Annotated in this window: 22 protein-coding genes and 2 pseudogenes; 5 read left to right on the top strand and 19 right to left on the bottom strand. The window is 61.7% G+C overall.

The genetic code is table 11. The features are described 5' to 3' along the window. Nucleotides 1-56: 56 nt before the first annotated feature. Nucleotides 57-3,722 carry a trifunctional transcriptional regulator/proline dehydrogenase/L-glutamate gamma-semialdehyde dehydrogenase gene (putA, locus tag AC1DOQ_RS03430; protein ID WP_477360291.1) on the bottom strand — a complete coding sequence of 1,222 codons (3,666 nt, stop codon included), beginning with the start codon at nucleotides 3,720-3,722 and terminating at the stop codon, nucleotides 57-59. Between the two features lie 215 nt (nucleotides 3,723-3,937). On the opposite strand from putA, the gene AC1DOQ_RS03435 reads away from it, so the two are divergent. Continuing rightward, complete coding sequence (locus tag AC1DOQ_RS03435) at nucleotides 3,938-4,393, top strand: Lrp/AsnC ligand binding domain-containing protein (protein WP_435570377.1); 456 nt, start codon at nucleotides 3,938-3,940, stop codon at nucleotides 4,391-4,393. Nucleotides 4,394-4,501: 108 nt separating this feature from the next. On the opposite strand, the gene AC1DOQ_RS03440 is transcribed toward AC1DOQ_RS03435, so the two are convergent. Continuing rightward, on the bottom strand, nucleotides 4,502-5,482 hold the full coding sequence (locus tag AC1DOQ_RS03440) for a LysR family transcriptional regulator (RefSeq protein WP_442123922.1): 981 nt from the start codon (nucleotides 5,480-5,482) through the stop codon (nucleotides 4,502-4,504). 187 nt (nucleotides 5,483-5,669) lie between these two features. On the opposite strand from AC1DOQ_RS03440, the gene AC1DOQ_RS03445 reads away from it, so the two are divergent. Continuing rightward, nucleotides 5,670-5,912, top strand: a complete 243-nt coding sequence (locus tag AC1DOQ_RS03445) for a hypothetical protein (protein WP_477360292.1) — start codon at nucleotides 5,670-5,672, stop codon at nucleotides 5,910-5,912. A 600-nt stretch (nucleotides 5,913-6,512) separates the two neighbouring features. Here AC1DOQ_RS03445 and AC1DOQ_RS03450 read toward each other — a convergent pair. The 6 genes from AC1DOQ_RS03450 to AC1DOQ_RS03475 form a co-directional block, all read right to left on the bottom strand. Continuing rightward, a complete protein-coding gene (locus AC1DOQ_RS03450) occupies nucleotides 6,513-7,133 on the bottom strand; it encodes a chalcone isomerase family protein (RefSeq protein ID WP_477360294.1) in 621 nt (206 codons plus the stop codon). Between the two features lie 46 nt (nucleotides 7,134-7,179). Continuing rightward, entirely contained in the window at nucleotides 7,180-8,778 is a 1,599-nt protein-coding gene (locus AC1DOQ_RS03455) for a methyl-accepting chemotaxis protein (protein WP_477360296.1), read from the bottom strand. A 270-nt stretch (nucleotides 8,779-9,048) separates the two neighbouring features. Further along, complete coding sequence (locus AC1DOQ_RS03460) at nucleotides 9,049-9,309, bottom strand: YfhL family 4Fe-4S dicluster ferredoxin (RefSeq protein WP_441935128.1); 261 nt, start codon at nucleotides 9,307-9,309, stop codon at nucleotides 9,049-9,051. A gap of 24 nt (nucleotides 9,310-9,333) precedes the next feature. Continuing rightward, nucleotides 9,334-9,837, bottom strand: a complete 504-nt coding sequence (coaD, locus tag AC1DOQ_RS03465) for a pantetheine-phosphate adenylyltransferase (protein ID WP_477360298.1) — start codon at nucleotides 9,835-9,837, stop codon at nucleotides 9,334-9,336. A 91-nt stretch (nucleotides 9,838-9,928) separates the two neighbouring features. Continuing rightward, nucleotides 9,929-10,567: a 16S rRNA (guanine(966)-N(2))-methyltransferase RsmD gene (gene rsmD, locus AC1DOQ_RS03470; RefSeq protein WP_477360300.1), complete on the bottom strand. Its 639-nt coding sequence runs from the start codon at nucleotides 10,565-10,567 to the stop codon at nucleotides 9,929-9,931. A gap of 103 nt (nucleotides 10,568-10,670) precedes the next feature. Next, nucleotides 10,671-11,567: a DUF6279 family lipoprotein gene (locus tag AC1DOQ_RS03475; RefSeq protein WP_477360302.1), complete on the bottom strand. Its 897-nt coding sequence runs from the start codon at nucleotides 11,565-11,567 to the stop codon at nucleotides 10,671-10,673. 34 nt (nucleotides 11,568-11,601) lie between these two features. Here AC1DOQ_RS03475 and glmU point away from each other — a divergent pair, with 34 nt between their 5' ends. Beyond that, nucleotides 11,602-12,975 carry a bifunctional UDP-N-acetylglucosamine diphosphorylase/glucosamine-1-phosphate N-acetyltransferase GlmU gene (glmU, locus tag AC1DOQ_RS03480; RefSeq protein ID WP_477360304.1) on the top strand — a complete coding sequence of 458 codons (1,374 nt, stop codon included), beginning with the start codon at nucleotides 11,602-11,604 and terminating at the stop codon, nucleotides 12,973-12,975. A gap of 438 nt (nucleotides 12,976-13,413) precedes the next feature. On the opposite strand, the gene AC1DOQ_RS03485 is transcribed toward glmU, so the two are convergent. Beyond that, nucleotides 13,414-13,887, bottom strand: coding sequence for an Lrp/AsnC family transcriptional regulator (locus AC1DOQ_RS03485; protein WP_477360306.1), 474 nt, complete (start codon nucleotides 13,885-13,887; stop codon nucleotides 13,414-13,416). A 151-nt stretch (nucleotides 13,888-14,038) separates the two neighbouring features. Here AC1DOQ_RS03485 and glmS point away from each other — a divergent pair, with 151 nt between their 5' ends. Further along, a complete protein-coding gene (gene glmS / locus AC1DOQ_RS03490; RefSeq protein ID WP_477360308.1) occupies nucleotides 14,039-15,868 on the top strand; it encodes a glutamine--fructose-6-phosphate transaminase (isomerizing) in 1,830 nt (609 codons plus the stop codon). Between the two features lie 252 nt (nucleotides 15,869-16,120). On the opposite strand, the gene AC1DOQ_RS03495 is transcribed toward glmS, so the two are convergent. The 7 genes from AC1DOQ_RS03495 to AC1DOQ_RS03525 form a co-directional block, all read right to left on the bottom strand. Next, the gene (locus tag AC1DOQ_RS03495) at nucleotides 16,121-16,300 is read right to left on the bottom strand and encodes a hypothetical protein (RefSeq protein WP_477360310.1); all 180 of its coding nucleotides are present in this window, start codon (nucleotides 16,298-16,300) and stop codon (nucleotides 16,121-16,123) included. Nucleotides 16,301-16,341: 41 nt separating this feature from the next. Then, complete coding sequence (locus AC1DOQ_RS03500; RefSeq protein WP_477360312.1) at nucleotides 16,342-16,611, bottom strand: hypothetical protein; 270 nt, start codon at nucleotides 16,609-16,611, stop codon at nucleotides 16,342-16,344. A gap of 148 nt (nucleotides 16,612-16,759) precedes the next feature. Beyond that, nucleotides 16,760-16,903, bottom strand: coding sequence for a hypothetical protein (locus AC1DOQ_RS03505; protein WP_477360314.1), 144 nt, complete (start codon nucleotides 16,901-16,903; stop codon nucleotides 16,760-16,762). A 218-nt stretch (nucleotides 16,904-17,121) separates the two neighbouring features. Next, complete coding sequence (locus tag AC1DOQ_RS03510; RefSeq protein WP_477360316.1) at nucleotides 17,122-17,733, bottom strand: TMEM175 family protein; 612 nt, start codon at nucleotides 17,731-17,733, stop codon at nucleotides 17,122-17,124. Nucleotides 17,734-17,844: 111 nt separating this feature from the next. Then, nucleotides 17,845-18,828 (bottom strand): MBL fold metallo-hydrolase, encoded by a 984-nt coding sequence (locus tag AC1DOQ_RS03515; RefSeq protein WP_477360318.1) that lies wholly within the window; start codon nucleotides 18,826-18,828, stop codon nucleotides 17,845-17,847. Nucleotides 18,829-18,914: 86 nt separating this feature from the next. Continuing rightward, the gene (locus tag AC1DOQ_RS03520; protein ID WP_477360320.1) at nucleotides 18,915-19,931 is read right to left on the bottom strand and encodes an EthD domain-containing protein; all 1,017 of its coding nucleotides are present in this window, start codon (nucleotides 19,929-19,931) and stop codon (nucleotides 18,915-18,917) included. After that, complete coding sequence (locus AC1DOQ_RS03525) at nucleotides 19,912-21,114, bottom strand: MFS transporter (protein ID WP_477360322.1); 1,203 nt, start codon at nucleotides 21,112-21,114, stop codon at nucleotides 19,912-19,914. The genes AC1DOQ_RS03520 and AC1DOQ_RS03525 overlap by 20 nt, the downstream gene beginning before the upstream one ends. A gap of 128 nt (nucleotides 21,115-21,242) precedes the next feature. On the opposite strand from AC1DOQ_RS03525, the gene AC1DOQ_RS03530 reads away from it, so the two are divergent. Next, a complete protein-coding gene (locus AC1DOQ_RS03530) occupies nucleotides 21,243-22,163 on the top strand; it encodes a LysR family transcriptional regulator (RefSeq protein WP_477360324.1) in 921 nt (306 codons plus the stop codon). A gap of 541 nt (nucleotides 22,164-22,704) precedes the next feature. Here the strand turns inward: AC1DOQ_RS03530 and AC1DOQ_RS03535 are convergent. From AC1DOQ_RS03535 to AC1DOQ_RS03545, 3 genes and pseudogenes are all read right to left on the bottom strand, one after another. Then, nucleotides 22,705-23,049, bottom strand: a pseudogene (locus tag AC1DOQ_RS03535) (type 2 periplasmic-binding domain-containing protein); the annotation flags it as partial. A gap of 81 nt (nucleotides 23,050-23,130) precedes the next feature. After that, nucleotides 23,131-23,364: pseudogene (locus AC1DOQ_RS03540) on the bottom strand (transposase family protein); the annotation flags it as partial. A gap of 130 nt (nucleotides 23,365-23,494) precedes the next feature. After that, the gene (locus AC1DOQ_RS03545; protein ID WP_477360326.1) at nucleotides 23,495-23,980 is read right to left on the bottom strand and encodes an SgcJ/EcaC family oxidoreductase; all 486 of its coding nucleotides are present in this window, start codon (nucleotides 23,978-23,980) and stop codon (nucleotides 23,495-23,497) included. Nucleotides 23,981-24,112: the final 132 nt, after the last annotated feature.

Genomic DNA, 24,112 nt, shown 5'->3' on the forward strand with positions numbered 1-24,112 from the left:
TAAACAGCTGACCATGTGAAAACCGGGGCGTGCGCCCCGGTCATTTCTTTTTATGATTACAAGCTCAGCGTCATCAGGCTTGCGTTACCGCCAGCCGCCGTCGTGTTGACGCACAGGGCCCGTTCGGCCACCAGCCGCCACAGGGCGGCCGGCCGGTCCGGCAGGGTATCGACGATGCCGACGATGGCGCCGGGACGGGCCGCCAGTCTCGCCTGCAGATTTCCTTTCAAACCACGTTCGACCATCGCCAGCTGGATATCAAGGCTGTCCAGTTCGGCTTCACCGATGAAGCGCAGGCGCTCCTTCACTTCCGCCGGCAAGGTCGACAGCACCGGGTCGCGCGCATCCGCCAGCACCAGCGCGCGGTTGCCGGTGACCAGCACCGCAGCCAGCTGGTTCAGCAGGCCTTTGGTATCGCTGGCCGCGCACAGGATCGCGCCGCGCGGCACGAAGCCGAGCACGTTGCGCTCGCCGGTCGGGCCCGGCAAGGTGAGGCTGATGCCGTCCAGGGTCGTGGTGGCGTATTGCTCGGCCAGCACGGCGATATCGCCATGGCCGTTCGCCTGCGCCCAGCCCATCAGGGCGTCCAGCGCCGGATTGCTGTGGCGCGCACGCTGCAGCAGCGCCGGGGCTTCCTTCTGCAGGCGCTTCAGGTAGAGCGGACCGCCGGCCTTCGGACCGGTACCCGATTTGCCCTCGCCGCCGAAAGGCTGCACGCCGACCACGGCGCCGACGATGTTGCGGTTCACGTAGATATTGCCGACGTGGGCGCGCGAGACGATGAAATCGATGGTCTCGTCGATGCGCGAATGCACGCCCAGGGTCAGGCCATAGCCGGTGCCGTTGATGGTGTCGACCACCTTGCCCAGGTCGGCGCGGCGGTAGCGCACGATGTGCAGCACCGGACCGAAGACTTCGCGCTGCAGTTCCGCCATCGAACCGATTTCCAGCACGGTCGGCGGCACGAAGGTGCCTTGCGCCTCGAGCGCGGCCGGCAGTTCCAGCGCGAAATGGGCCCTGGCGCTGGCGCGCGTAGCCTCGATGTGGGCCAGCAGGTTCTGCTGGGCTTCGCGGTCGATCACCGGGCCGATGTCGGTGGCCAGGCGGTCCGGCACGCCGACGCGCAGTTCCTGCATCGCGCCCTTCAGCATCTTGATGGTTTTATCCGCGATGTCTTCCTGCAGGAACAGCACGCGCAGGGCCGAGCAGCGCTGGCCGGCGCTGTCGAACGCCGAGCTCAGCACGTCTTGCACCACCTGCTCCGGCAGCGCCGAGGAATCCACGATCAGCGCGTTCTGGCCGCCGGTTTCGGCAATCAAGGGGATGTCATGGCCTTCGCGCTGGGCACGTTCGGCCAGGGTGCGGTTGATCAGCTGGGCGACTTCGGTCGACCCGGTGAAGATCACGCCTTTGACGCGCGCATCGGAGGTCAGGGCGGCGCCCACGGTTTCGCCGCGGCCCGGCAGCAGCTGCAGCGCGCCCACCGGCACGCCGGCTTCGTGGAACAGCTGCACGGCGCGGTAGGCGATCAGCGGGGTCTGCTCGGCCGGCTTGGCCAGCACCACGTTGCCGGCGGCCAGCGCGGCCGCCACCTGGCCGGTGAAGATCGCCAGCGGGAAGTTCCATGGGCTGATACAAGCGACCGCGCCCAGCGCGGTCGGCGCCGAGCCTGCCGCGTCGGCGGCGGTTTCGCGGATCTCGTTCGCGTAGTAGCGAAGGAAATCGACCGCCTCGCGGATCTCGGCGATCGCGTTCGGCAGCGATTTGCCGGCTTCGCGCACGGCCAGGGCCATCAGCTCGCCCATATCGCGTTCGAACAGGCTGCCGACTCGGGCGATGATGTCGGCGCGGGCGCCGGCGCCCAGGCCCTGCCAGGCCGGGAAGGCTTGCGCGGCCGCCTGCAGCGCGGTGTCGACGTCGGCGACCGTCGCTTCGGTCACCTGGCCGACGATATCGGCCGATTGCGCCGGGTTGATCACGTTGACGGCGCCCACGGCATCCAGCGGACCGTCGACCAGCGGCGCCGCCAGGTAGTGGCGCGGGGCCGACAGCTCGGCCGCCAGGCCGCGCAACACGTCTTCGTTGGCCAGGTCGAGGCCGGCGGAGTTCTTGCGCTCGTCGCCGTACAGGTCGAGCGGCAGCGGAATCCGCGGATGCGGCAGGCATTTGGCGGCGCGCGCCTGCTCGAAGGGATCGGCCAGCAGGGTGTCGATCGGCACGCTCTCGTCGACGATCTGGTTGACGAAGGACGAGTTGGCGCCGTTTTCCAGCAGGCGGCGCACCAGGTAGGCCAGCAGGGTCTCGTGCGAACCGACCGGCGCATAGATGCGGCAGGCCTTGCCGAGCTTGTCGGCGCCCACGACCTGGTCGTACAGGGTCTCGCCCATGCCGTGCAGGCACTGGAACTCGTAGTTCGAGACGCCGTCGGCCTTGGCCCAGGTGTAGATCACGGACAGGGTGTGCGCGTTGTGGGTCGCGAACTGGGCGTAGATGACGTCGGTCGCAGCCAGCAGCTTCTTCGCGCAGGTGAGGTAGGAGACGTCGGTGTACACCTTGCGCGTGTAGACCGGGTAGCCGCTCAAGCCGTCGACCTGGGCGCGCTTGATTTCGGCGTCCCAATAAGCGCCTTTCACCAGGCGCACCATGAACTTGCGGCTGCTGCGGCGGGCGAGGTCGACCACGTAGTCGATCACGAAGGGGCAGCGCTTTTGATACGCCTGGATCACCAGGCCGATGCCTTCGAATCCAGCCAGTTCGGCGTCGAAGGCCAGCGCTTCCAGCATGTCCAGCGAAATCTCGAGGCGGTCGGCTTCCTCGGCGTCGATATTGATGCCGATGTTGTACTGCTTGGCCAGCAGCACCAGTTTTTTCACGCGCGGCAGCAGCTCACCCATCACGCGGGCGTACTGCGCGCGGCTGTACCGCGGATGCAGGGCCGACAGCTTGATCGAGATGCCCGGACCATCCTTGATGCCGCGGCCGTTCGAGGCCTTGCCGATCGCGTGGATCGCGGCTTCGTAGGAAGCGTAGTAATTCTCGGCGTCGAGTTCCGTCAGCGCCGCTTCGCCCAGCATGTCGTAGGAGTAGCGGTAGCCGCGGGTTTCATTCTCGCGGCTGTTCTTCAGCGCTTCATCGATGGTCTGGCCGGTCACGAACTGGTTGCCCAGCATGCGCATGGCCATGTCGACGCCCTTGCGGATCAGCGGCTCGCCGCCCTTGGCGATCAGGCGGGTCAGCGCCGAACCGAGACCCTTTTCGCTGCTGCTCGAGACCAGCTTGCCGGTGATGAGCAGGCCCCAGGTGGCGGCGTTCACGAACAGCGACGGCGATTCGCCCAGGTGCTTCTTCCAGTCGCCCTTGCTGATCTTGTCGGCGATCAGGCGGTCGGCGGTGTCGCTGTCCGGGATGCGCAGCAGGGCTTCCGCCAGGCACATCAGGGCCACGCCCTCTTCCGACGACAGCGAGAATTCGTGCATCAGCGCGTCCACGCCGGACGAGCGGGTGCGCTTTTCGCGGACCGCCGACACCAGGCGGTGCGCCAGCATATAGGCGTCGGCGGAAGCGGCGGCGCCCTGGGACAGCAGCCATTCGACGGCCTGGGTCTCGTCGCGGCGGTAGGCGGCGGTGATCGCGGCGCGCAGCGGAGTCTGTTCGCGTTTGGTCTCGGCCTGCAGGGCGTCGAAGGGAACGAAGGTGATGGCCGGGGTGGCGGCAATGTTCATGGAAGTTTTAGAAAAAGAATAAAAATCGGACCGGGCCCACATGTGCAAAGCGCCGGTCCATCGGGCGATGGCCGGCGCAAGCAAAAATGTGAATACATGATTCGATTGTAGAGGGAAATCTTCTGGATTAATTCTGTTTTTACAGAAGACTAGCAATAGATAGTTTTTGGTGAGAGAATTTCACCAAATAATATTTATAGTGGAGAGAGAAGAACATGCTGGACAAGATCAGCAAGAAAATCCTTGCCGAGCTGCAGAACGACGGGCGTATCAGCAACGTCGAACTGGCCGCCCGCGTCAACCTGTCGCCCGCGGCCTGCCTGGAACGCGTGCGCAAGCTGCACGAGTCCGGCTACATCATGGGTTACACGGCCCAGCTGAATCCCGTGCTGCTGGACGTATCGCTGCTGGTCTTCATCGAAGTGGTGCTGGACCGCACCACGCCGGAAGTCTTCGACGCCTTCAAACAGAGCGTCCAGCTGATTCCCGAGGTGCTGGAATGCCATATGGTCGCCGGCGGCTTCGACTACCTGGTCAAGGCGCGCGTGAAAGACATGGCGGCATACCGGGAGTTCCTGGGCAAGACCCTGCTGCAGAAGGGCGTGCGCGAGACGCACACCTATGCGGTGATGGAGGAAGTGAAGAATACGACCAAGCTGCCTATTAAATAAGCAAATCGCTTGTTAGCACCTGCGGCTTTTAAACGTCGTCATCCCCGCTTGTTTGAATAACGTGGCCCCCGCCTACGCGGGGACGACGGGGTTTAGCGGGAACGCCGCTTAAGCAATCTTCTCCATCTTCACATTCGCCTCCGAAGCCTGCGGCAGCGTCTTCTGCGCCGCGGCCGACATCTGTTCGAGGTTCTTGCGCAGCCAGCGGTGGGCCGGGCTGCGGCCGTCGCGTTCGTGCCACAGCATGTCCAGGTGCACGGCCGGCAGCTGGAAGGGCAGTTCGCGCCATACCAGCGCGTCGGCGGCGCCGGTCGAGGCGATCAGGTGCTTCGGCAGCACCGTCACCAGGTCCGAGTTGGCGACCACGCGGCCGGCGGTGAAGAACTGGTTCACGGTCAGCAGGATGCGGCGCTCGCGGCCGACCTGGGCCAGGGCCTCGTCGACCAGGCCATGGGCACGGCCCGAAAAACTCACCAGCAGGTGGTTCGCCTTGCAGTAATCGTCCAGTTCCAGCTTGCCCTGGGCCAGCGGGTGGTTCTTGCGCATCACCGCCACGTATTCGCCCGAATACAGGCGCTCATGGCGGATCGGCGAACCGGTCTCGTACGACAGCTGGGCCGCCACGCCGGGGAAGAAGCCGACGGCCAGGTCGATGTCGCCGCGCAGCAGCATCGGCCGCGGCTCGCGCGTGGTCAGCGGCACCATGCGGATATTCACCCCCTGCGCTTCCTTTTCGATCGAACGCACCAGCGACGGCAGCCACAGCGCCGCGGTGGCGTCCGCCATCGCCAGGCGGAAGGTGGCCTGGGCCTTGGAGACATCGAAGGTTTCCGGCATGACCGCCGCTTCCAGCGCGGCCAGTGCCTGGCGCACGGCCGGCCACAGCGCTTCGGCGCGCGGGGTCGGCTTGACGCCATAGGCGGTACGGATCAGGAGCTCGTCGCCCAGGCTTTCGCGCAGGCGCTTGATGGCGTTCGACACCGCGGGCTGGGTCATTGCCAGGTGGCCGGCGGCGCGGGTCAGGTTTTGCTCGGTCATGACGGCGTCGAAGACGCGGAGCAGGTTCAGGTCAAGCGTGAGGAAGCTCATGGGGTCCGTTCTGGGGCTGCGTATGTGATGTTTGCAAGTGTACCCGATTTCCATTCACGATCAATATAAGACTCATCAGAGAACGTGATTAGATTTATATGTTGCGTTGCACTATAGTTACATCGAACCTTAACGTTGAACAATTTCCTGAGCCATGTCTTTCACTGACGCCCTGTTACAAGCACCGATGACGGCTCTGCCGTTCATGCATCTTCTCACCAGCATGCTCCAGCTGGTCCTGCTGGGTGGCCTGCTGATGTTCTTCCGCCCTCTGCTGGTCGGCATCGCCCGCGCACTGATGCTGGTCGTGCGCCCGCGTCCGTCGAAGGACGAGCTGGCCGCACGCCGCAAGCTGCGCGACGCCAAACTGGCGCAACAGGCCGCCGTGGCGGTCGCCGCCCCTGCCGAGGTACGCGCGCTGCGTTCCTGACCAGTTTATACAGAATTTCTCCTTGAACGGCACCCGGGCAACCGGTGCCGTTTTTTTTCGTCCATTCACCCCGTTCATCCCTTCGTCTCCATCCCGCGCTGAGCGGGAATGAAGAATCGCGGTCGACTTCCGGTCGCTTCGGTTTTCTGGGGATTTTTTAAGCAATCGATTTAACAATTAGTCGATCTGATATGCGGTAAGCATAAATTCGAATATTCATCAACATGCGGAATGCATGAATATTGATGAGTTTTACTATGATTTTAAGAGAGGATGATTTCCTCAGAGGTGTTTTCCGTAAAGCACTCAATGCAGGCGGGCGGGAGATGGTTATCGAGCGTGTACGATGCAGATGACGGTGATTTATAGATGAGATAGCGTTACAAAGAAAGAAGTTCAAGAAGAGTAGCTGTATATGGTTGAGTTATCGTAGTTTCGATCTTATCGAAGGCATGCGCCGCCAGCGGCCTCGGCATGCCGGATGGGGTCCGACCTCATCCGGAAATCCGGCCGCTGCGCAGTCAAAAATCAGGGCGAAAAAAAACGCGGCGCCGGTTGCCCGGGGCCGCGTCAAACCAGGATGATGCGAGGGGTCTTAAATCACCTGGCTTCGCCGAGCAGGGCCGGCTTCAGCGAGCGGTCGACCGGCTTGTCGCCCAGCCAGATGCGCAGGATGGCGTTGTAGAAGTTGATGTCGGGGATGGGGTCGCCCAGCTTCTTGCCGTTCAGCTCAGCCTGGGTACCGGTGCCCGGGATCCAGTCCAGGTGCAGCACGTCGCCCTTCTTGAGGCCGTCGACCGAGGCGAACAGCTCGCCCATCTTGCCGATCTGGGCCACGATCTTCTGCTTCTCGGCCTTGTCCACGTTTTCGTTCAGGCCATCCATGAAAGCCTTGCCGAAGTCTTCGGACGAGATGTCGCGCGCCATCTGCAGGGTCACGCGGCGCGGGCCTTCCAGTTTCATGATGTCGGCGGTGGCGGTCTTCTTTTCCGGCAGGTAGAGGCCGGCGGCATAGACCTTGATGATCAGCTTGGTGCGCATGCCGGCGCCGTTCAGTTTCAGGTCCTTGCCGGCGACCTTGGCGGTGTCCTCGAACTTGTAGCCGCTGACGTCGACCGACGCCTGGGCGGGCAGGCTGATGGCGGCGGCCAGCAGGGCGCCGGCCATCATGCCTTTGACGACCAGCCGGCGCGCAAAGGAGGTATTGGAAATGGAAGTCATGTGTGTCTCCTCAGAATGAACGGTAATGCACTTGTAATTAATTGGCTTAGCCCAGCGCCAGCCGGGGTTCGGACGACGGGCGGGACGGCGCCTGCGCAGTATCCTGGTCGAGCTTGAAGACGCTGACCGCCCGCGCCAGCCGCGCCGCCTGTTCCTGCATCGCAGATGCGCTTGCTGCCGCCTCCTCGACCAGCGCCGCGTTCTGCTGTGTAGTCTGGTCCATCTCGACGATGGTCTGGCTGACCTGGGCGATGCCGGCGCTCTGCTCGACGCTGGCGGCCGTGATTTCTCCCATGATGTCGGTCACGCGGCGCACGCTCTCGACCACTTCGGCCATCGTCACGCCGGCCTGCTCGACCAGGCTGCTACCTTCATGCACTTTATCCACAGAATCGCTGATCAGCAACTTGATCTCCTTCGCCGCCGCCGCCGAGCGCTGGGCCAGGTTGCGCACTTCGGACGCCACCACGGCAAAGCCGCGTCCCTGTTCGCCCGCGCGCGCCGCCTCCACCGCGGCGTTCAGGGCCAGGATATTGGTCTGGAAGGCAATGCCGTCGATCACGCCGATGATGTCGACGATCTTTTTCGAGGAACTGGTGATGGAACCCATGGTGGCGATCACGTGCGAGACGACGGCGCCGCCGCGCGCCGCCACTTCGGAAGCCTGGGCCGCCAGCGCATTCGCCTGGCGCGCGTTGTCCGCATTCTGCTGCACGGTGCCGGTCAGTTCGCGCATCGAACGCGAGGTCTGGGCCAGGGAACTGGCCTGGGCTTCGGTGCGGCTCGAGAGGTCGAGGTTGCCGCTGGCGATTTCCCCTGTCACGCCGGCCATCGATTCGGTGCTGGTGCGGACCTCGCCGACGATGCGGATCAGGCTGTCGTTCATGTGGCGCAGCGCTTCCATCATCTGGCCGGCCTCGTCGCGGCTGCCGACCGCGATGTCGCTGGTGAGGTCGCCGTCGGCGACGCGGCGGGCGATCTCCACCACCCGGGCCAGCGGACCGGTGATGCTGCGCGTGGACAACACCGCCACCCCGAGCGACAGCAGGCAGGCCGCGCCGGCGAGAAGCAGGATCAGCATCTGGGTACGGCGGGTGACGGCGGCGGCATCCTGGCCGGCCTTCTGCATGGCCGCGTTCTGGTAGGCGACGAACTTGTCGAGCTGCTCGAAATAACGGGTTTGCTGGGGACGCAGCGAGAACATGAATTTCACCATGGCCTCGTCCTTCTTGTCCTCGTTGACCAGGCCGATGAATTTGGTCTGGGCCGGCAGGAATTTGTCCTGGATGGCGGCGATCGCCTTCAGGATGCCCTCGCCTTCGGCATCGCCGACGTGCCTGGCCAGTTGCGCCACCGCCGCGGTCGCCTTGGCGCTGCGCGCTTCGGTATTCGCCAGTTCCTTCCTGATCTGGTCCGGGTCGCTCATGATCAGGACGTTGAGCATGCTGCGCGTGGCTTCGCTCACGTCTTCCTTGACGAGGTTGGCGGCCACCGTGTTGGCGTAGCGCAGCTGCACCAGGGTTTCCATCTCCTTGTTCAGGCTCTCCATCCGCAGCCAGGAGATGGCCGCCAACAGCACCAGTAAGGCAATCACGAAGCCGAAGCCCACGGCCAGGCGCTGGCCGATCCGCATATTCCTGATCATGTGTCTCCCCATTTCCATCAAAATAGAATGGACGTGCTATTTTTTTAATAACAAATATAGCACCAATCAATTTGCCCAAATAAAATATTCGGAACTATTTCGATGTTGCGGATGCACAAGCGACGGTCATGCCGACGCCGCCAGAGAGGAAAAGGGGGGAGATTGCTGTGCAACACGGACGCCGGCGGATAAGGGCGCCGGTGTTGCGCGGATGTCATAGTCGACGCGGGGAAGGACCGGCAGGCGCCGGCCCGAATTTAGAACACGCTTTCAGGCTGCGGCCTTGGCGGCGGTCAGCTTTTCGTACTTGGCCTGGAGTTCTTCGCGGGTTTCGCGCCACTCCGGATTGAAGGGAATGCAGGCGACCGGGCACAGTGCCACGCACTGCGGTTCGTCAAAGTGGCCGACGCATTCGGTGCACTTGTGCGGGTCGATCTGGTAATACTCCGCGCCCATCGAGATGGCGTCGTTCGGGCACTCGGGCTCGCACACGTCGCAATTGATGCAGTCGTCGGTAATCAGCAAAGCCATTGTTTACAACCTCTTGCGTGAAGCTCAGGCCTTCGGTGCGGCGCCGGTGATGGCTGCGATCTTCTTCTGCAGCCAGCGGTCGACCGAAGGGAACACGAATTTGGAGACGTCGCCGCCCAGCATCGCGATCTCGCGCACGATGGTGCCGGAGATGAACTGGTACTGGTCGGACGGGGTCAGGAACAGGGTTTCGACGTCGGGCAGCAGGTAGCGGTTCATGCCGGCCATCTGGAACTCGTACTCGAAGTCGGAGACGGCGCGCAGGCCGCGCACGATCACGCGCGCATCATGCTGGCGCACGAAATCCTTGAGCAGGCCACTGAAGCTTTCGACCTTCACGTTCGGATAGTGGCCGAGCACTTCGTTGGCGATTTCCAGGCGTTCGTCGAGCGAAAAGAACGGTTTCTTGTTCTTGCTGTCGGCGACACCGACGACCAGGGTGTCGAACAGACCCGATGCGCGACGCACCAAATCCTCGTGGCCGCGGGTCAGCGGATCGAACGTACCTGGATAAACGGCTACAACCATTGCGGCTCCCTGGAGAAATGCACCTGAATAAGCGCGCATTATGCCTGAAAATTCGGCAGCCGCCCCAGGATGGGGCTGAAATTGCCGTGTTTTAGTGCAACTTCAGCAGGTGAAAGTAGACCATGCCGGCCTTGTCGCCACGCACCAGCTGCCAGCCCGACAGCCACGCCGGCGACTGGTCCTGTTCCGTTTCCGCGAACGGCAGGGCCGCGCCCGACTCCGCATACACCAGGCCGCCCTCCTTCAGCAGGCCGGCGCACAGCGGCAGGGCCTGGCTCAGGAAATCCTGTTGATAAGGCGGGTCCAGGAAGATCAGGTCGAAACGCTGGCCGCGCTGGGCCAGGTCGCGCGCGACCGCCAGCGCATCGGCGCGCAGGATCCTGACGTTGTCGGCTTTCAGCTTTTCCTTGATGGTTTCGAGCTGGCGCACCACCGGCCCGAGGGTATCGATCATGGTGACGGAATGTACGCCGCGGCTGGCCGCCTCGAAACCGAGGGCGCCGCTGCCGGCGAACAGGTCCAGGCAGTCGAGCTGGTCCCAGTCGCCCCCCAGCTGGTGGCGGATCCAGTTGAACACGGTCTCGCGCACGCGGTCGGGGGTGGGACGCAGGCCGAAGGCGTCGAGCACGGGCAGCGGCGTGCGTTTCCAGGCGCCGCCGATGATGCGCACCTGTTGCGGCGGGCCCGGACGGCGGGGATATGAAGGTTTGTGTGAGGACTTCTTTTGCATGGCCGGACTATAGCACGCAGCATGTTTGAGTCCGACGTGGGCACGGTGTGCCCACCCTACCGTATGCGCTCGTAGGGTGGGTACACCGTGCCCACGATCGCGATTATTTCCCTTGTGCCAGGGCGTTGAAATCGTTGATCCAGCCCTGCATCCGCTTCTGCGCATGCTGTTTCTGCTCCGGCGTGGTCAGCTTGATCGCGGTCATGATGAACTTCGAGGTGTTGTCCACATAGGCATCGTAGAAGGCTTTGCGTTCCGGCGCCTCCATGCGGTCGAACATGTCGCGCAGCTGGTCGTGCACGGCCGACATGGTCTGTTCCTTGTTCAGCTTCTGGTCGTGCACGCGGCGCAGCAGGGCCACGATCTTCTTCTGGCGCAGCATGCGTTCCTGCAGGAAGACGTCGTTGTCCAGCGGACGCGCATCCGAGGCCCGGCGCAGCGCCGCTTCCTGTTCGCGGCTGAAGCTGCCGAACCACAGTTCGAACTGGCTCATCGCCTTCTTGAAGCGGGCCTTGTGCTGATCCTCGACGCTGCCGCTCATGAACTCCTTGCGGAATTTGTCGTTATTCTTGGCGAACTTCTGCTCCATCTGGGCGATCTGGTCGGGCTTGATCGACATCGCCAGGTCGGCCAGCTGGGGCAGCGCCTTGAAGGCCAGCAGCTCGGTGCGCGCCTTGACGTCGCGGTAATCGGACAGCAGCTCGTCCTGGGTGACGGTACCGTCGCCGAGCTGGCGCTGCATCTTGCCCAGCAGGCCGGCGTAGTCGCGCAACTGGGTCGCGCGGTGCCACTGGAACAGGTTGTCGATGTCCTTCTTGACCCAGTCGGACTGGTCGCTGTCGAGGTCGACGTAAGCGTTCAACCACCAGTACAGCAAGGTATCGCCATGATTGTAGGTAAAGCGGATCGTGCTGCAACCTGCGGCAAGGACCATCAGCGCGACCAGAAACAGCAGGCGTGCGCGCTGGAACAACGATTGGTGCGTGTTAAAATTTTTCATATTATTCAACTACATTTTCTATTGAGAACGGCATATGAACGTAGTCATCCTCGCCGCCGGCATGGGAAAGCGCATGCAATCCGCCCTGCCCAAAGTCTTGCATCCGCTGGCGGGTAAACCGCTGTTGCAACATGTTATCAACACGGCACGCAGCTTAACGCCGAGTAAATTATGCGTGATTTATGGTCACGGCGGCGCAGCGGTCCCGAGTGCGGTTCATGAATGGGGTGTCGATGCCGGCATCGTCATCGACACCGCCCTGCAGCAGCCCCAGCTCGGCACCGGCCACGCCGTGATGCAGGCCCTGCCCCAGATCGACGAGAACGCGCCGACCCTGGTGCTGTACGGCGACGTGCCGCTGACCACCAGCGCCAGCCTGCAGCGCCTGGTCGAAGCGGCCGGCGACGACAAGCTGGCGATCCTCACCGTGGTGCAGGACAACCCCTTCGGCCTCGGCCGCATCATCCGCGAAGACGGCAAGATCGTGCGCATCGTCGAAGAGAAGGATGCCAACGAGGAAGAGCGCGCGATCAAGGAAATCAACAGCGGCATCATGGTGATCCCGACCAAACACCTGAACGGTTGGCTGGGCGCGCTGAAGAACAATAACGCCCAGGGCGAATACTACCTGACCGACATCGTGGCCCAGGCGGTGGCGAACGGCGTGCCGGTGGTGTCGGCGCATCCGTCGGCCGAGTGGGAAGTCGCCGGCGTGAACAGCAAGGTGCAGCTGGCCGAACTCGAGCGCCGCCATCAGCTGAACATTGCGAACGCACTGCTGGAACAGGGTGTGCACCTGCTGGATCCGGCCCGCATCGACGTGCGCGGCGAACTGGTCTGCGGCCGCGACGTCTCGATCGACGTCGGCTGCGTGTTCGAAGGCCGTGTCGAACTGGCCGACGGCGTGACCATCGGCGCCAACTGCGTGCTGGTGAATACGAAGGTGGGCGCGGGCGTCCAGATCAAACCCTTCTGCCACCTGGAAGACGCGATCGTCGGCGACAAATCGCAGATCGGTCCCTACGCGCGCCTGCGTCCGGGTACCGAGCTGGCCGAAGATGTCCACATCGGCAACTTCGTCGAAGTGAAGAACAGCAAAGTCGCCGCCCACAGCAAGGCGAACCACCTGGCCTATGTGGGCGATGCCGACGTCGGCTCGCGCGTGAACATCGGCGCCGGCACCATCACCTGCAACTACGATGGCGCGAACAAGTTCCGCACCATCATTGAAGACGAGGCCTTCATCGGCAGCGACAGCCAGCTGGTGGCGCCGGTGCGCGTCGGCAAGGGCGCGACCCTGGGGGCCGGCACCACGCTGACCAAGGATGCGCCGGCCGGCAAGCTGACGATTTCGCGTCCGAAGCAGTTGACGATCGAGAACTGGACGCGTCCGGTCAAGAAGAAGTAATCCACGGGCTGCGCACAGCATAGCCACAGCTTGGCAACAGCTTGAGCACAGCCTGGTCCACCGGCTTTGCACAGGGTTTTCACCCAGTCATCCACAAAGTCATCCACAGGCCCGTACGGTAATCCGACGGGCCTGTTGTCTTTATTGGTGTTTGTTTTATCAAGCTTTTCTCTGGTGGCGCCCGAAGTGACCGCGATGCTATCGGCATCGTGACTGCCGGGGTTATCCACAGCGCATGAAACGGGTATGGGCGCCCGTCGAGCGGCCGTTTTTGCCGTCAATGAAGCCCTCTGCTCACGAATTCAGCAATGTCACAATTTGTCCACATCCGATTGTGGATGAGCTGTGTATTACTTGGTCGATGGCAAAGTTTACAGGTAAACAGCTTATCCACATTATCCACAAGCCCCTGTGGATGACTTGTGCGTGACCGTCTTTTTACACCACGATGCGGGTCTCGAACTTGCTGCGGAAGGTCGAGAAATAGGCCTTCACGTTGCGCACATTCTTATGCGTGGTGAACAGGCGGTGCGCCAGCGCGTGGTAGGCCGGCATGTCGGCGACCTGCACCACCAGCACGAAGTCGGGGCCGGGCGCGACCCGGTAGCACTGCAGCACGGCGGCGTCGTCAGCGACGACGCGTTCGAACTCCTCCATGCGGTCGGCGGCTTGCACGTCCAGCGTGATCTCGACGATGGCGGTCAGGCGCGACCCCACCTTGTCCGGCGAGACAATCGCAACTTGCCGTTCGATAACACCGTTCTCGGTCAGGTGTTTGACCCGCCGCAGGCAAGTCGGCTGGGACACGTGTACCAATTCCGCCAACTCGGCATTGGTATGCGAGGCGTCAATTTGCAAGGTATTCAGGATGCGACGATCGAGATCGTCCAGGATGAGGGGCTCTGTCGACATTTTTATAAAAATTTCCTTGAAATTTGAAAGGATATTTCACATTATGCAGTTGATGAAATAATCTATCAAAAATGCCTGGATTCAGAAAGCATATTTCACGACGCCTGCTCTACATTAGTGACATCTGTTAATTTTTATTGGAGTCCCAACCATGTGCGGTATCGTCGGAGCTGTAGCCCAGCGCAACATTACCCCTATCCTGATCGAAGGCCTGAAGCGCCTTGAATACCGCGGCTACGACTCCTGCGGCGTTGCCCTGCACGTCGATGGCCGTCTGCAGCGTTCGCGCAGCACCTCGCGCGTGGCCGATCTCGAATCCCAGATCAAGGAAACCGAGCTGCAGGGCTTCACCGGCATCGCCCACACCCGCTGGGCCACCCACGGCGCCCCGGCCACCCAGAATGCCCACCCGCACTTCTCGCCGACCGAAGAAAACGCCCGCATCGCCCTGGTCCACAACGGCATCATCGAGAACCACGACGAGCTGCGCCGCGAACTGACCGATCTCGGCTACAAATTCACCAGCCAGACCGACACCGAAGTCATCGCCCACCTGGTCGACCACATGTACAACGGCGACCTGTTCGAGACCGTCCAGCAGGCCGTGAAACGCCTGCACGGCGCCTACGCCATCGCCGTCTTCTGCCGTGAAGAGCCGCACCGCGTGGTGGCCGCGCGCCAGGGCTCGCCGCTGATCGTCGGCCTGGGCAAGGGCGAGAACTTCGTCGCCTCGGACGCGATGGCGCTGGCCGGCACCACCGACCAGATCATCTACCTGGAAGAAGGCGACGTCGTCGACCTGCAACTGGCGCGCTACTGGATCGTCGACGTCGACGGCCGCCCGGCCGAGCGCGAAGTGAAAACCGTGCACGCCCATACCGGCGCCGCCGAACTCGGCCCCTACCGCCACTACATGCAGAAGGAAATCTTCGAGCAGCCGCGCGTGGTCGGCGATACCCTCGAAGGCGTCACCGGCATCATGCCGGAACTGTTCGGCGACGAAGCCTTCCGCGTGTTCAAGGAAATCGACCGCGTGCTGATCCTGGCCTGCGGCACCAGCTACTACGCCGGCCTCACCGCCAAGTACTGGATCGAATCGGTGGCCAAGATCCCGGTGAGCGTCGAGATCGCCAGCGAATACCGTTATCGGGACAGCGTCCCGCACCCGCAGACCCTGGTCGTCACCATTTCGCAATCCGGCGAAACCGCCGACACCCTGGCCGCGCTGAAGCACGCCCGCAGCCTGGGCATGGTCCACACGCTCACCATCTGCAACGTCGCCACCAGCGCCATGGTGCGCGAGTGCAAGCTGGCCTACATCACCCGCGCCGGCGTCGAAGTCGGCGTGGCCTCGACCAAGGCCTTCACCACCCAGCTGGCCGCCCTGTTCCTGCTGACCCTGACTCTGGCGCAAGTGAACGGCCGCCTGAGCGACGAGGAAGAAGCCACCTACCTGAAGCAGATGCGCCACCTGCCGGTCGCGCTGAGCTCGGTGCTGGCGCTGGAACCGCAGATCATCGCCTGGGCCGAGGAATTCGCGCGCAAGGAAAACGCCCTCTTCCTGGGCCGCGGCATCCACTACCCGATCGCCCTGGAAGGCGCGCTGAAGCTGAAGGAAATTTCGTACATCCACGCCGAAGCCTACCCGGCAGGCGAGCTGAAGCACGGCCCGCTGGCGCTGGTGACCGAAGAGATGCCGGTGGTGACGATCGCCCCGAACGACGCCCTGCTGGAAAAGCTGAAGTCGAACATGCAGGAAGTCCGCGCCCGCGGCGGCCAGCTGTACTGCTTCGCCGACGTCGACACCCACATCACCTCGAGCGAGGGCCTGCACGTGATCCGCCTGCCGGAACACTACGGCCTGCTGTCGCCGATCCTGCACGTGGCGGCGCTGCAGCTGCTGGCGTATCACACGGCGCTGGCGCGTGGTACCGATGTGGATAAGCCGCGTAATCTGGCGAAGTCGGTGACGGTGGAGTAAGAACCCGCTTTATCCCAGCCAAAATGACAAGCTTAGATTATGTTTGTTAAATCACAGCAATGTTTGTCAAATTTCAGGGATGAATATTGACGTTGATTATGCGTATCTGAAATGCGTGATCAATGGACCCATCGTTACAACTCGTGACGATGGGTATGTTTTCATAGAATGAACAGGGAGACGAATTAGTTCACGGGAAGGGTATGATTGGCGCCCGAGGAGCATTCGTCTTGCTGCATCGTATATTTCTGCTTATTTCTCAGGGACATTCCAGCGTTGCCTCATCAATTCCAGCACGTGAATGCCGTTGTCGCCGTCCTTGTTCAATTGGACAATCGCCGCATGATGGTCCATGGCGATTGCGAATGCTGACCCGACGATGCGGTTACGGTCCGTTGCTTCCATTTCGACCTTGAGTGCCAGGCTGTTCAAGGCTGCGCCGAATTGCTCAGAGGCGTCCAATCGTTGGGGCGTCACGCGCTGCACTGATTTTGGTGATCGCCGATCGGCAGTGTCTTCCCTTCCTGGCTGTCAATCTTTGGCAGCTTCACGCCGTCGACCGGGTTGCTCTGACCGGCGTTGACTTCACACCGCGCCTCGAACAACGACGACAGCGCGGGCAGCTTGTGGCAGATCGTCGCCGCGCCCAGCTCGCGGCCTTTGCGGTTGCGGCGCCACGCCAGCATGTGGCTGCGGCCGACTTGGCGGAACGCATGCGGATCCTTGATGCCGGCAAACGCCATGAATTCCTTGACGTCGGCCTGCTGGGGGCGTCGCGTCTGCGGGTTGTTGGTATTGCCGAACCAGGTCAGCGCCGGCGGCCCGTCGGCCAGCTGGTAGAAGTCGGCATTGGTCAGGCCGGTAACAGGCAGGCGCGATGTCGTAATCTGGTCATTGGAAGGCTTTTAATAAGATAGGTATAGCCGGTATGGCCGCGGCGATGAACCAAGGCGAGGTCAAACGTTCAATCAGGAAAACCATCAGACGGACCGGCCAAGGCGTATTGTGGAAGTGGTCCAGCGGCTGCTTTTTCATGTGGCTCGATATGCGGTTGTCGATGCCAACATCTTGCCGTTACGACCTGGGCGTGGTTGCACCCGTTTTCCTAATTTTTCGCGCGGTCCTGCGGAGCCCTGCCCACCGACAAACTTTACTCTTGATAATGTATTTCATCAAAGCTTGTGAGCCCATCACTGACTCGCTGGAAGTTGATGCTGTCATTATCGCCCTGTTGGGCCAGCGTGCTGCCCCTACTATTTCGCGTCCTTTTTGGAAGCCGGCTTTTCCGGTTTCTCGGCGACCTTCTCCTCAATGCGGGGATCTGGGATAAGCCATATGACCGCAACTGTGACATAGGCCAGAAATCCTAGCCATGCCGCAAACCACGACAAGAAAATGCCGATGAGATAGAGGAAAATGGACAGCTTCCCTTTACGATTACTGCCGATTGCCTCAGCAAGCTTGGCATTCTCAGGATGGTCCGACGTCAGGCCGTGTGCCAACAGCGAGTAAGACACCGCACACATGAAGAGTACAAAACCGTACGCTACGGTTGGGCCTGCCGTAAAGTGGTTTTCTCCCGTCCAGGCGGTGACAAACGGAAGCAGCGACAGCCAAAACAGCAAGTGCAGGTTGGCCCATAGCACGCTGCCATCCACCTCCTCGACAGCATTGAGGAGGTGATGGTGATTATTCCAGTGCATGCCAACGTACACGAAGCTCAGCACGTAGCTGATGAAGGTAGGCCAAAGTGGGATCAGCGCCTTGAAGTCGGCCTCATGCGGCGCCTTCAGCTCGAGCACCATGATCGTGATGATGATTGCGATGACGGCGTCACTGAAGGCTTCCAGACGGTTCTTACCCATTCGTCTTCCTTTGAGCGACCCAGTCCCAAGCTCGGTGCTTCGATGACTTCGTTTTTGCTTGAAGCTGTCTCGAGGTGCCAATCGAGCGATCATGCACCTCGATGGATACCATCACCACTCACCGCGCCGGTGGGTTTCAACCCAGCGGTACATCCCAAGAATATTCAGCGTCTTCATGGTTTCGAAGCCGGTCCAGCGTTGCACTTCCGGGCTGAATTTGACCTTTCGGTATAGCTGGTCCCATGGCTGGCCCGCGCGCACCAGGTCGAGTACCTGCTGATGCAGATTGACCATATAGGCTCGCTCTGCAACGATGTCAGCGGTCTTCGCCGGCGCGTAGTGGCCGACGTCGATCACAGCCGCATTCTTGGCGATCACCCAGTCGAGCGTCTCCATCCAGCCGTCGTAATAAAAGTCGAGGAAGTCGTTATAGGGCATCGATTTGCTTTCGCAGACGTCGGTGCATTGCAGTGCCTGATATGCCGGGAAATAGACCATCACCATGCTATCGGAGTGGCTCGGCGCGACACGGTGCAGCTGGACGTTCTCGCCGCCGAGCGTGATGGTCATGTCGGTGTCGAAGACCCTGTCCGGCAGCGCCGTCGGCAGCTTTTCTCCGACGATCGGTTCGAGCGCACGCTGGTTCGCCACGACGAGCGCACCATCCTTCTGGAACACCTGGCCACCACTGACATGGTCGGCATGGGCATGCGTGTAGACGACGTACTTCACATCGACATGGAAGCGCCGGGTGATCTCCCCCTTCAACCAGGTCGACGTGCATGTCATTGCCGGATCGATGACCAGTGCGCCTTCTTTGGTGATCAGCACGAAGCCACTGTGCAGCGTCGCGCCGCCGCCGGCGGTGTGGCGATACAGGTTCCCTTGCACGCGGATCAGGTCTCGGGGCGTGTCCGGACACGCGGCAGCGGTGAAATCGTCAAGCGTCGTACGGCTGGCGTATGCCGCCTTGTCGACGGCAGTGCCATCGTCCGTGGCCGCATGTGCTGACGACGCAGCGCAGACGAACGCCAAGCCTGCTGTGACCCGTTGCAGCCATGGTCGCCACCGCGATGCAAACTTCGGTATAGACATATCGATCCTCCTGAAGGTTGAGCTGAAACTTTCTTCATTCGACGGGCTGGATCCAGGATGGCACAGAGCAGCCCGTCGTCCAGCGACTACGCCCGTGGTGGTAACGTCGTCGCCTGCTCAGCGCCGAGCTGGCTCGTCACGGTCATGCCGATCGCCGTCCACCATTCACCAGCTGAGGTGTCGCACATGCGTGCTTCGTCCTGTGCGATGGCTTGCTGTGCCGGACTGACCAGGAATGCCTCCAGGTCGGTCACGCTGGCAAACGACATCAAAGTGACGCCGTCGATCGTGGTGCCGTACGGATGTTGGAACGGCAGCCCGCGTCCAACCGGTCCGACGTTGTGAAGTTGGGCATAGCGCCGAACGCTTTCTCCCACTGCACCTCTTACCAACGCAGCGTGCTCGTATAACCACCACTGCTGGAACGCCGCGCGGTCGACATGAGACGCCTTGACATGCAGCTTCACCAGCGTGATCGGCTCGTTGCTCTGAGGGCTTGGAACGATGACGTACTGGCGCGTCAGGATCGGGGCGATGTCCCGGAACATCACCCGGTCTTCTGGCAGAATCTTTTCGCGGAACCGGGCACTGCCCAGCACCGGCGCCACGTCCGCTTCACTGGCGAAGGCAAGATAGGCGATCCCGTCCCACTGCGGACGGGCATAGGGTGCGACGTAGCCGATGACCGTGGGCCAGAGGCGGCCATCCGGGTCGACCGGCGCACGATAGGGCGGCGCATCGGTGTGTGTCGGTCCAGCTGCGAAGCGATGCAGCTGGTCGTAGCGCAGCAGGAGGTCCAGACCACGGTCGTCCGGTTCGTCCAGGTGCAGGAATCGTGCGCCGTGTACCTTGCGCCAGTATTCGCCCCAATGTTCGAAATGCAGATGCGGTGCGGTGGCGAAGGCATTGTCATGGGCGTCCACAGCTGGATCCGCCAGCGGCGAACCGGAGCGATCCAGCACGTGGCCCTCGGCGCGAGAGCGCTCGTTCGTCGGCGTCGCATCGGCGCGCGACAACAACGAGCAGATCACCGTTAATGGCTCCGTGCTCATGCCGGCCGGTACTGCGTCCACTTGGGGCTGGTTATTGGGTGGCTGTTGCATGCTGGGCTCTCGGAAAGGGTTTGTGGAGGAACGAAAAGATCAATGCGGCCGCGCCGCACACGGCACCGAAGCCGAACAGGCCCGCGCTGCCGGCATGGGCCCATGCCAGGTTGCCTACCGCGGCGCCGGCCGCCATACCAACGGTGGCACCGGTCATCAATAAGCCGTTCAGGCGGCTGCGGGCCTGTGGATTGATGCCGCTGACAAGCGCTTGATGCGATGCGAAGCCGGCCATGACGCCGAGGTCGAACAGCACGGCACCGATGGCCATGATCCACCAACTGGGCGGCGCCAATGTCATGCCGGCAAAGGCCACGATGACGAACGCGCAGCCGACGCGGATGGCAAGCAAAGGACCGCGACTGTCCGCCAGGTGGCCGAAGATCGGGGCAGCGAGGGCGCCAGCGACGCCAGCGATACCATAGCTGCCGGCCACGCCTGCACCGAACTGGAATGGAGGCGCCGCCAGTACAAGCGCGAGGCACGACCAGAACGCCCCAAGGGTCGCCGCCAGCAACGCCTGGACGATGACCGACAGGCGTAACTCGCGCGAGTCGCGCCAGAAGGTCCACAGGCTACCCAGCAAGGCACCGTAGCTGCTGCTGTGCGGTGGCTCCGTATCCGGTACCGCAAAACTCGTAATGATCATTACGACCAGCATCAAGCCCGCTGCGACCAGCTGCATCTCGCGCCATCCGAACAGGTCGGCGACCCAGCCACCCAAAGTGCGCGACAGCAAAATCCCGCTGAGCAAGCCCATTGTGACGGTGCCGACGGCTCGTCCGCGCGATTTTTCGGGGGCCAGTTGGGCTGCGACGGGAACGAAATCCTGGCCAACGCTGCCGAGCAGGCCGACGACGGCACTCGACAGGATCAGGACAGCCAGTGTCGGCGCTTGCCAAGCTACCAGCAGGGCAACGACTAGGATGGCAGACTTTGCGAGGATTAAGCGCCGCCGCCTTATCGCGTCGCCCAGTGGCGCAAGCAGCAGCATGCCAAGCGCGTAGCTCAGCTGCGTGGCGGTCGGCAGCCAGCCGACCTGCTCCGAACTCACGCCCAGGTCGGACTGGATGACAAACAAGCTTGGTTGAAGATAGTAAACGTTTGCAACGCCCAGGCCAGCGCAGACGGCCAGCAGGAACAAGGCGCGGCCGGAGGCAACGCTAGGGGAAGAATGGCTCATCGATAGACTCTCAGTTGCTGCAGTCGCTCATGGACTGCGTGAACGAATATTCTATTGGAGCTAGAATTAGTGATAAATACGATTTTTTTCGCAACTAAGTTGAACTAGATTCACCAATAGGATGCTGTATGCCTGAGTTTGATCCATTCCGTGGTACTGCCGTTTTCCTCGAGGTGGCAGACGCCGGCAGTTTTACGACGGCGGCCGAACGGTTGGACATGACCAAGTCCAACGTCTCAAAAAGCATCAGTCGGCTGGAAGCCAGTCTTGGCGTGCGCCTGTTTTATCGCACGACACGACGGCTGACGCTGACCGAGGAGGGACGCGTGTACAGCGATGCATGCCGCCGCGCTCGCAGCGAATTGCACGACGCACAAGCCTCCTTTGCGTCACCACACCGTCTGATGGCCGGCAACCTGCGAATTAGCCTGCCCGTCATCTTCGGCCGCCATTGGGTGCTGCCGGAACTTCTCGACATCGCCTTGGAACATCCTGGCCTGGAACTGGACATCAGCTTGACCGACCGCGTCGTGGACCTTGTCGAAGATGGCGTCGACCTGGCGATCCGGGTCGGACCTTTGGTGGATAGCGCGTCGCTGGTGGCCAAGCTCCTGGGCGTGCAACAGGCTGTCCTGAGCGCTTCGCCCGAATACCTAGAACGGTATGGCGCGCCCCGCAGCCTTGTCGACCTTGAACAGCACAGCTGCCTGACCTTTGGTCGTCGAGGACAGACCCGCCCGTGGTACTTCCTTGATGAGCGAGGCCATCCCGTTCCGTTGCCGGTGCGTGGCCGCATCGGCATCAACGACAGTGAAGGCATCATGGGTGCGGCTCTCGCGGGACTCGGGGTTTCCCTGCTATCCGGCTGGTTGGTGAATCCCCACTTGGAGTCCGGCAGGCTGGTACGAATACTGCCCGAGGCAAGGCCGCAGGGTTTTCCGATTTACGCGGTGTGGCAAAAGAGCCGGCATCTATCGCCGAAAGTGAAGCATATCGTGGCGTTGCTGGCAGAGCGTTTCAGCGCGCTGCCCTGGACCAGTGTGCCGTAGTGAGCAAGGCGGCGCTGTGACTGCTCGACACGGCACCGATCAGCACTTGTCCTAATACGGCGGCGCGCCGAACGTCGGGGCCAGAAACTCGGAAACCATTTGCGTCCGCCGTGACCGAAGGCGATTTTCCGGCGATAGCAACTGGATGAACGTTTTGGACGGCGTCGAGGATGCGTCCCATTCGCGAGCGCTGCGGCTACAAGCGTCTCCGCGCTGTTGCTGTGCAGTGTTCCACCGACGGCGATCTGCGCGTAGGCCTCCTCAGCGCTCTGCCGGAAGTACCATTTCTGCTTGCCATACAGGCCTTTGTACAGCAGGCAATTATGAAAGTTGCCAGGAAATTGAAGGTTATTTTCTTTCGCCACCAATCACTTCTGACAACTTTATCTCGCGCTTTCTTGCTGTTGATCCGATTTCCTGGCCGCACGGCACAGCCTTTTCTTTGGCGTGGCTAGTGCGGCCTGATGGTTCTCGGAGTCAGCTTGAAACGCTGAAGCGAACACATGTGGTGGAAAACGGTGGTTATCGTTTAGTGCTTAATTCACAAGCTCAAGCCGCAGCCGGTGCGATCAACGAAGCGGCTAAGAAAAGCTGCGGCTTCCTCGCCACGGCTTTTAGGCGTGCCCATTGCCTGCTGGATGACCATAAAACGCCCGTCCAGCAGGCGGAGACCATTGAAGCGCCGCGTGTCGGCTTCCAGTTGCTGCTTGACGCCGGCCGCGACTTCAGCGCGAAGTTCTAAGAAAGTGTCGACCACGGTAGGGGAAGTGGGCGAACGTTCAATTTGCGCATACTGCAGCGTACGCGTCAGGAACAAGTCATAAGCGCTGCCTTTACCTACTACGACACGGTGCGCGGCTCGGTCGACTTCCTCGTTCGCGCCGACGAAATCGGCTAGCGCTCGGGTTATCCGGGCGTGACGATCAAGCCAACTGACACGCTCAGTCCGAGGGCCACATTGGCCGCAACGAAGACGCCGGAGCGGCACACGCAGCCACACAGGTTGCCCCAGCATTGGCAGCTCGCGGATGATCCGTGTCCCAGACTCGTGCACCCGGTAACAATGGTGGCCGCAACCACCACACACCATCGGCGCTGATGGGCAGCGTCGCAGAACGATCCATATAGCACCAGATCGGCGCTCCAGTTTTGCTGCAATAAAGCCTTCCCAGAACGGGAGCTCGAGATTATGATCCGTCATGAAAAGCGGTAAGCTGAGTCAGGTTTCGTTGGTCGCACAACAAGTCTAGCTCTTCTTTACCGCTTTCTTCATTTTGAGGTTACTTCCCGCTAATCCGTGAAGAACCATTTTTTTCGTCATGTTCCCGCTTTCACTCCTGCTCCGGCAACACCGAAGAATGATGGCCAGTAATCAACCACTGCTCCCCATCCCATCGGTAAGTAAAGGTATAACGCGCAGGCACCACCTGCCCGGTCCTGCCGAAGGTGAAGGTGTACAGGCCGGCATCGACGGCGACGTTACAGCCGAGGTAGATGCGCCGCAGGTCGATCTTGCCCGACGGTTCATTGAGCAGGAAAGTCTCGAAATACTCCTCTCTTTCCGCCGGCGTCAGCTTGGGCTGGCTGGACACGGTCGCCAGCAGGATGGCGTCGTCCGCATAGTTGGCCACGACCTTGTGCGGATCACCCGACTCCAGCGAGTCGTTCCAGCGGTCGAACAGGGCCGCGATCTTCTTTTCGGAGGTCGGCTTGCACTTTTCCGTGCGCGGTACGTGGGTGTAGGTCTTGCCGGGGTAAGCGGGTGGCGAGGAGCAGCCGGCCAGCGCCAGGGCTGCAACCAGGGTCAGCAGTTTCATGGCGGATCTCCTTTGATGGCTTCAGGTCAGGGATCACTCATCAATATGCGGGCCTATCATAGGACCGTGCTCGACCAGCTCCGGCGCGCTTGAACTTATGTCGCCTAAACGCTGCAAACGCACTTGCAGCCG

The organism is Massilia sp. 01N417, assembly GCF_056399645.1.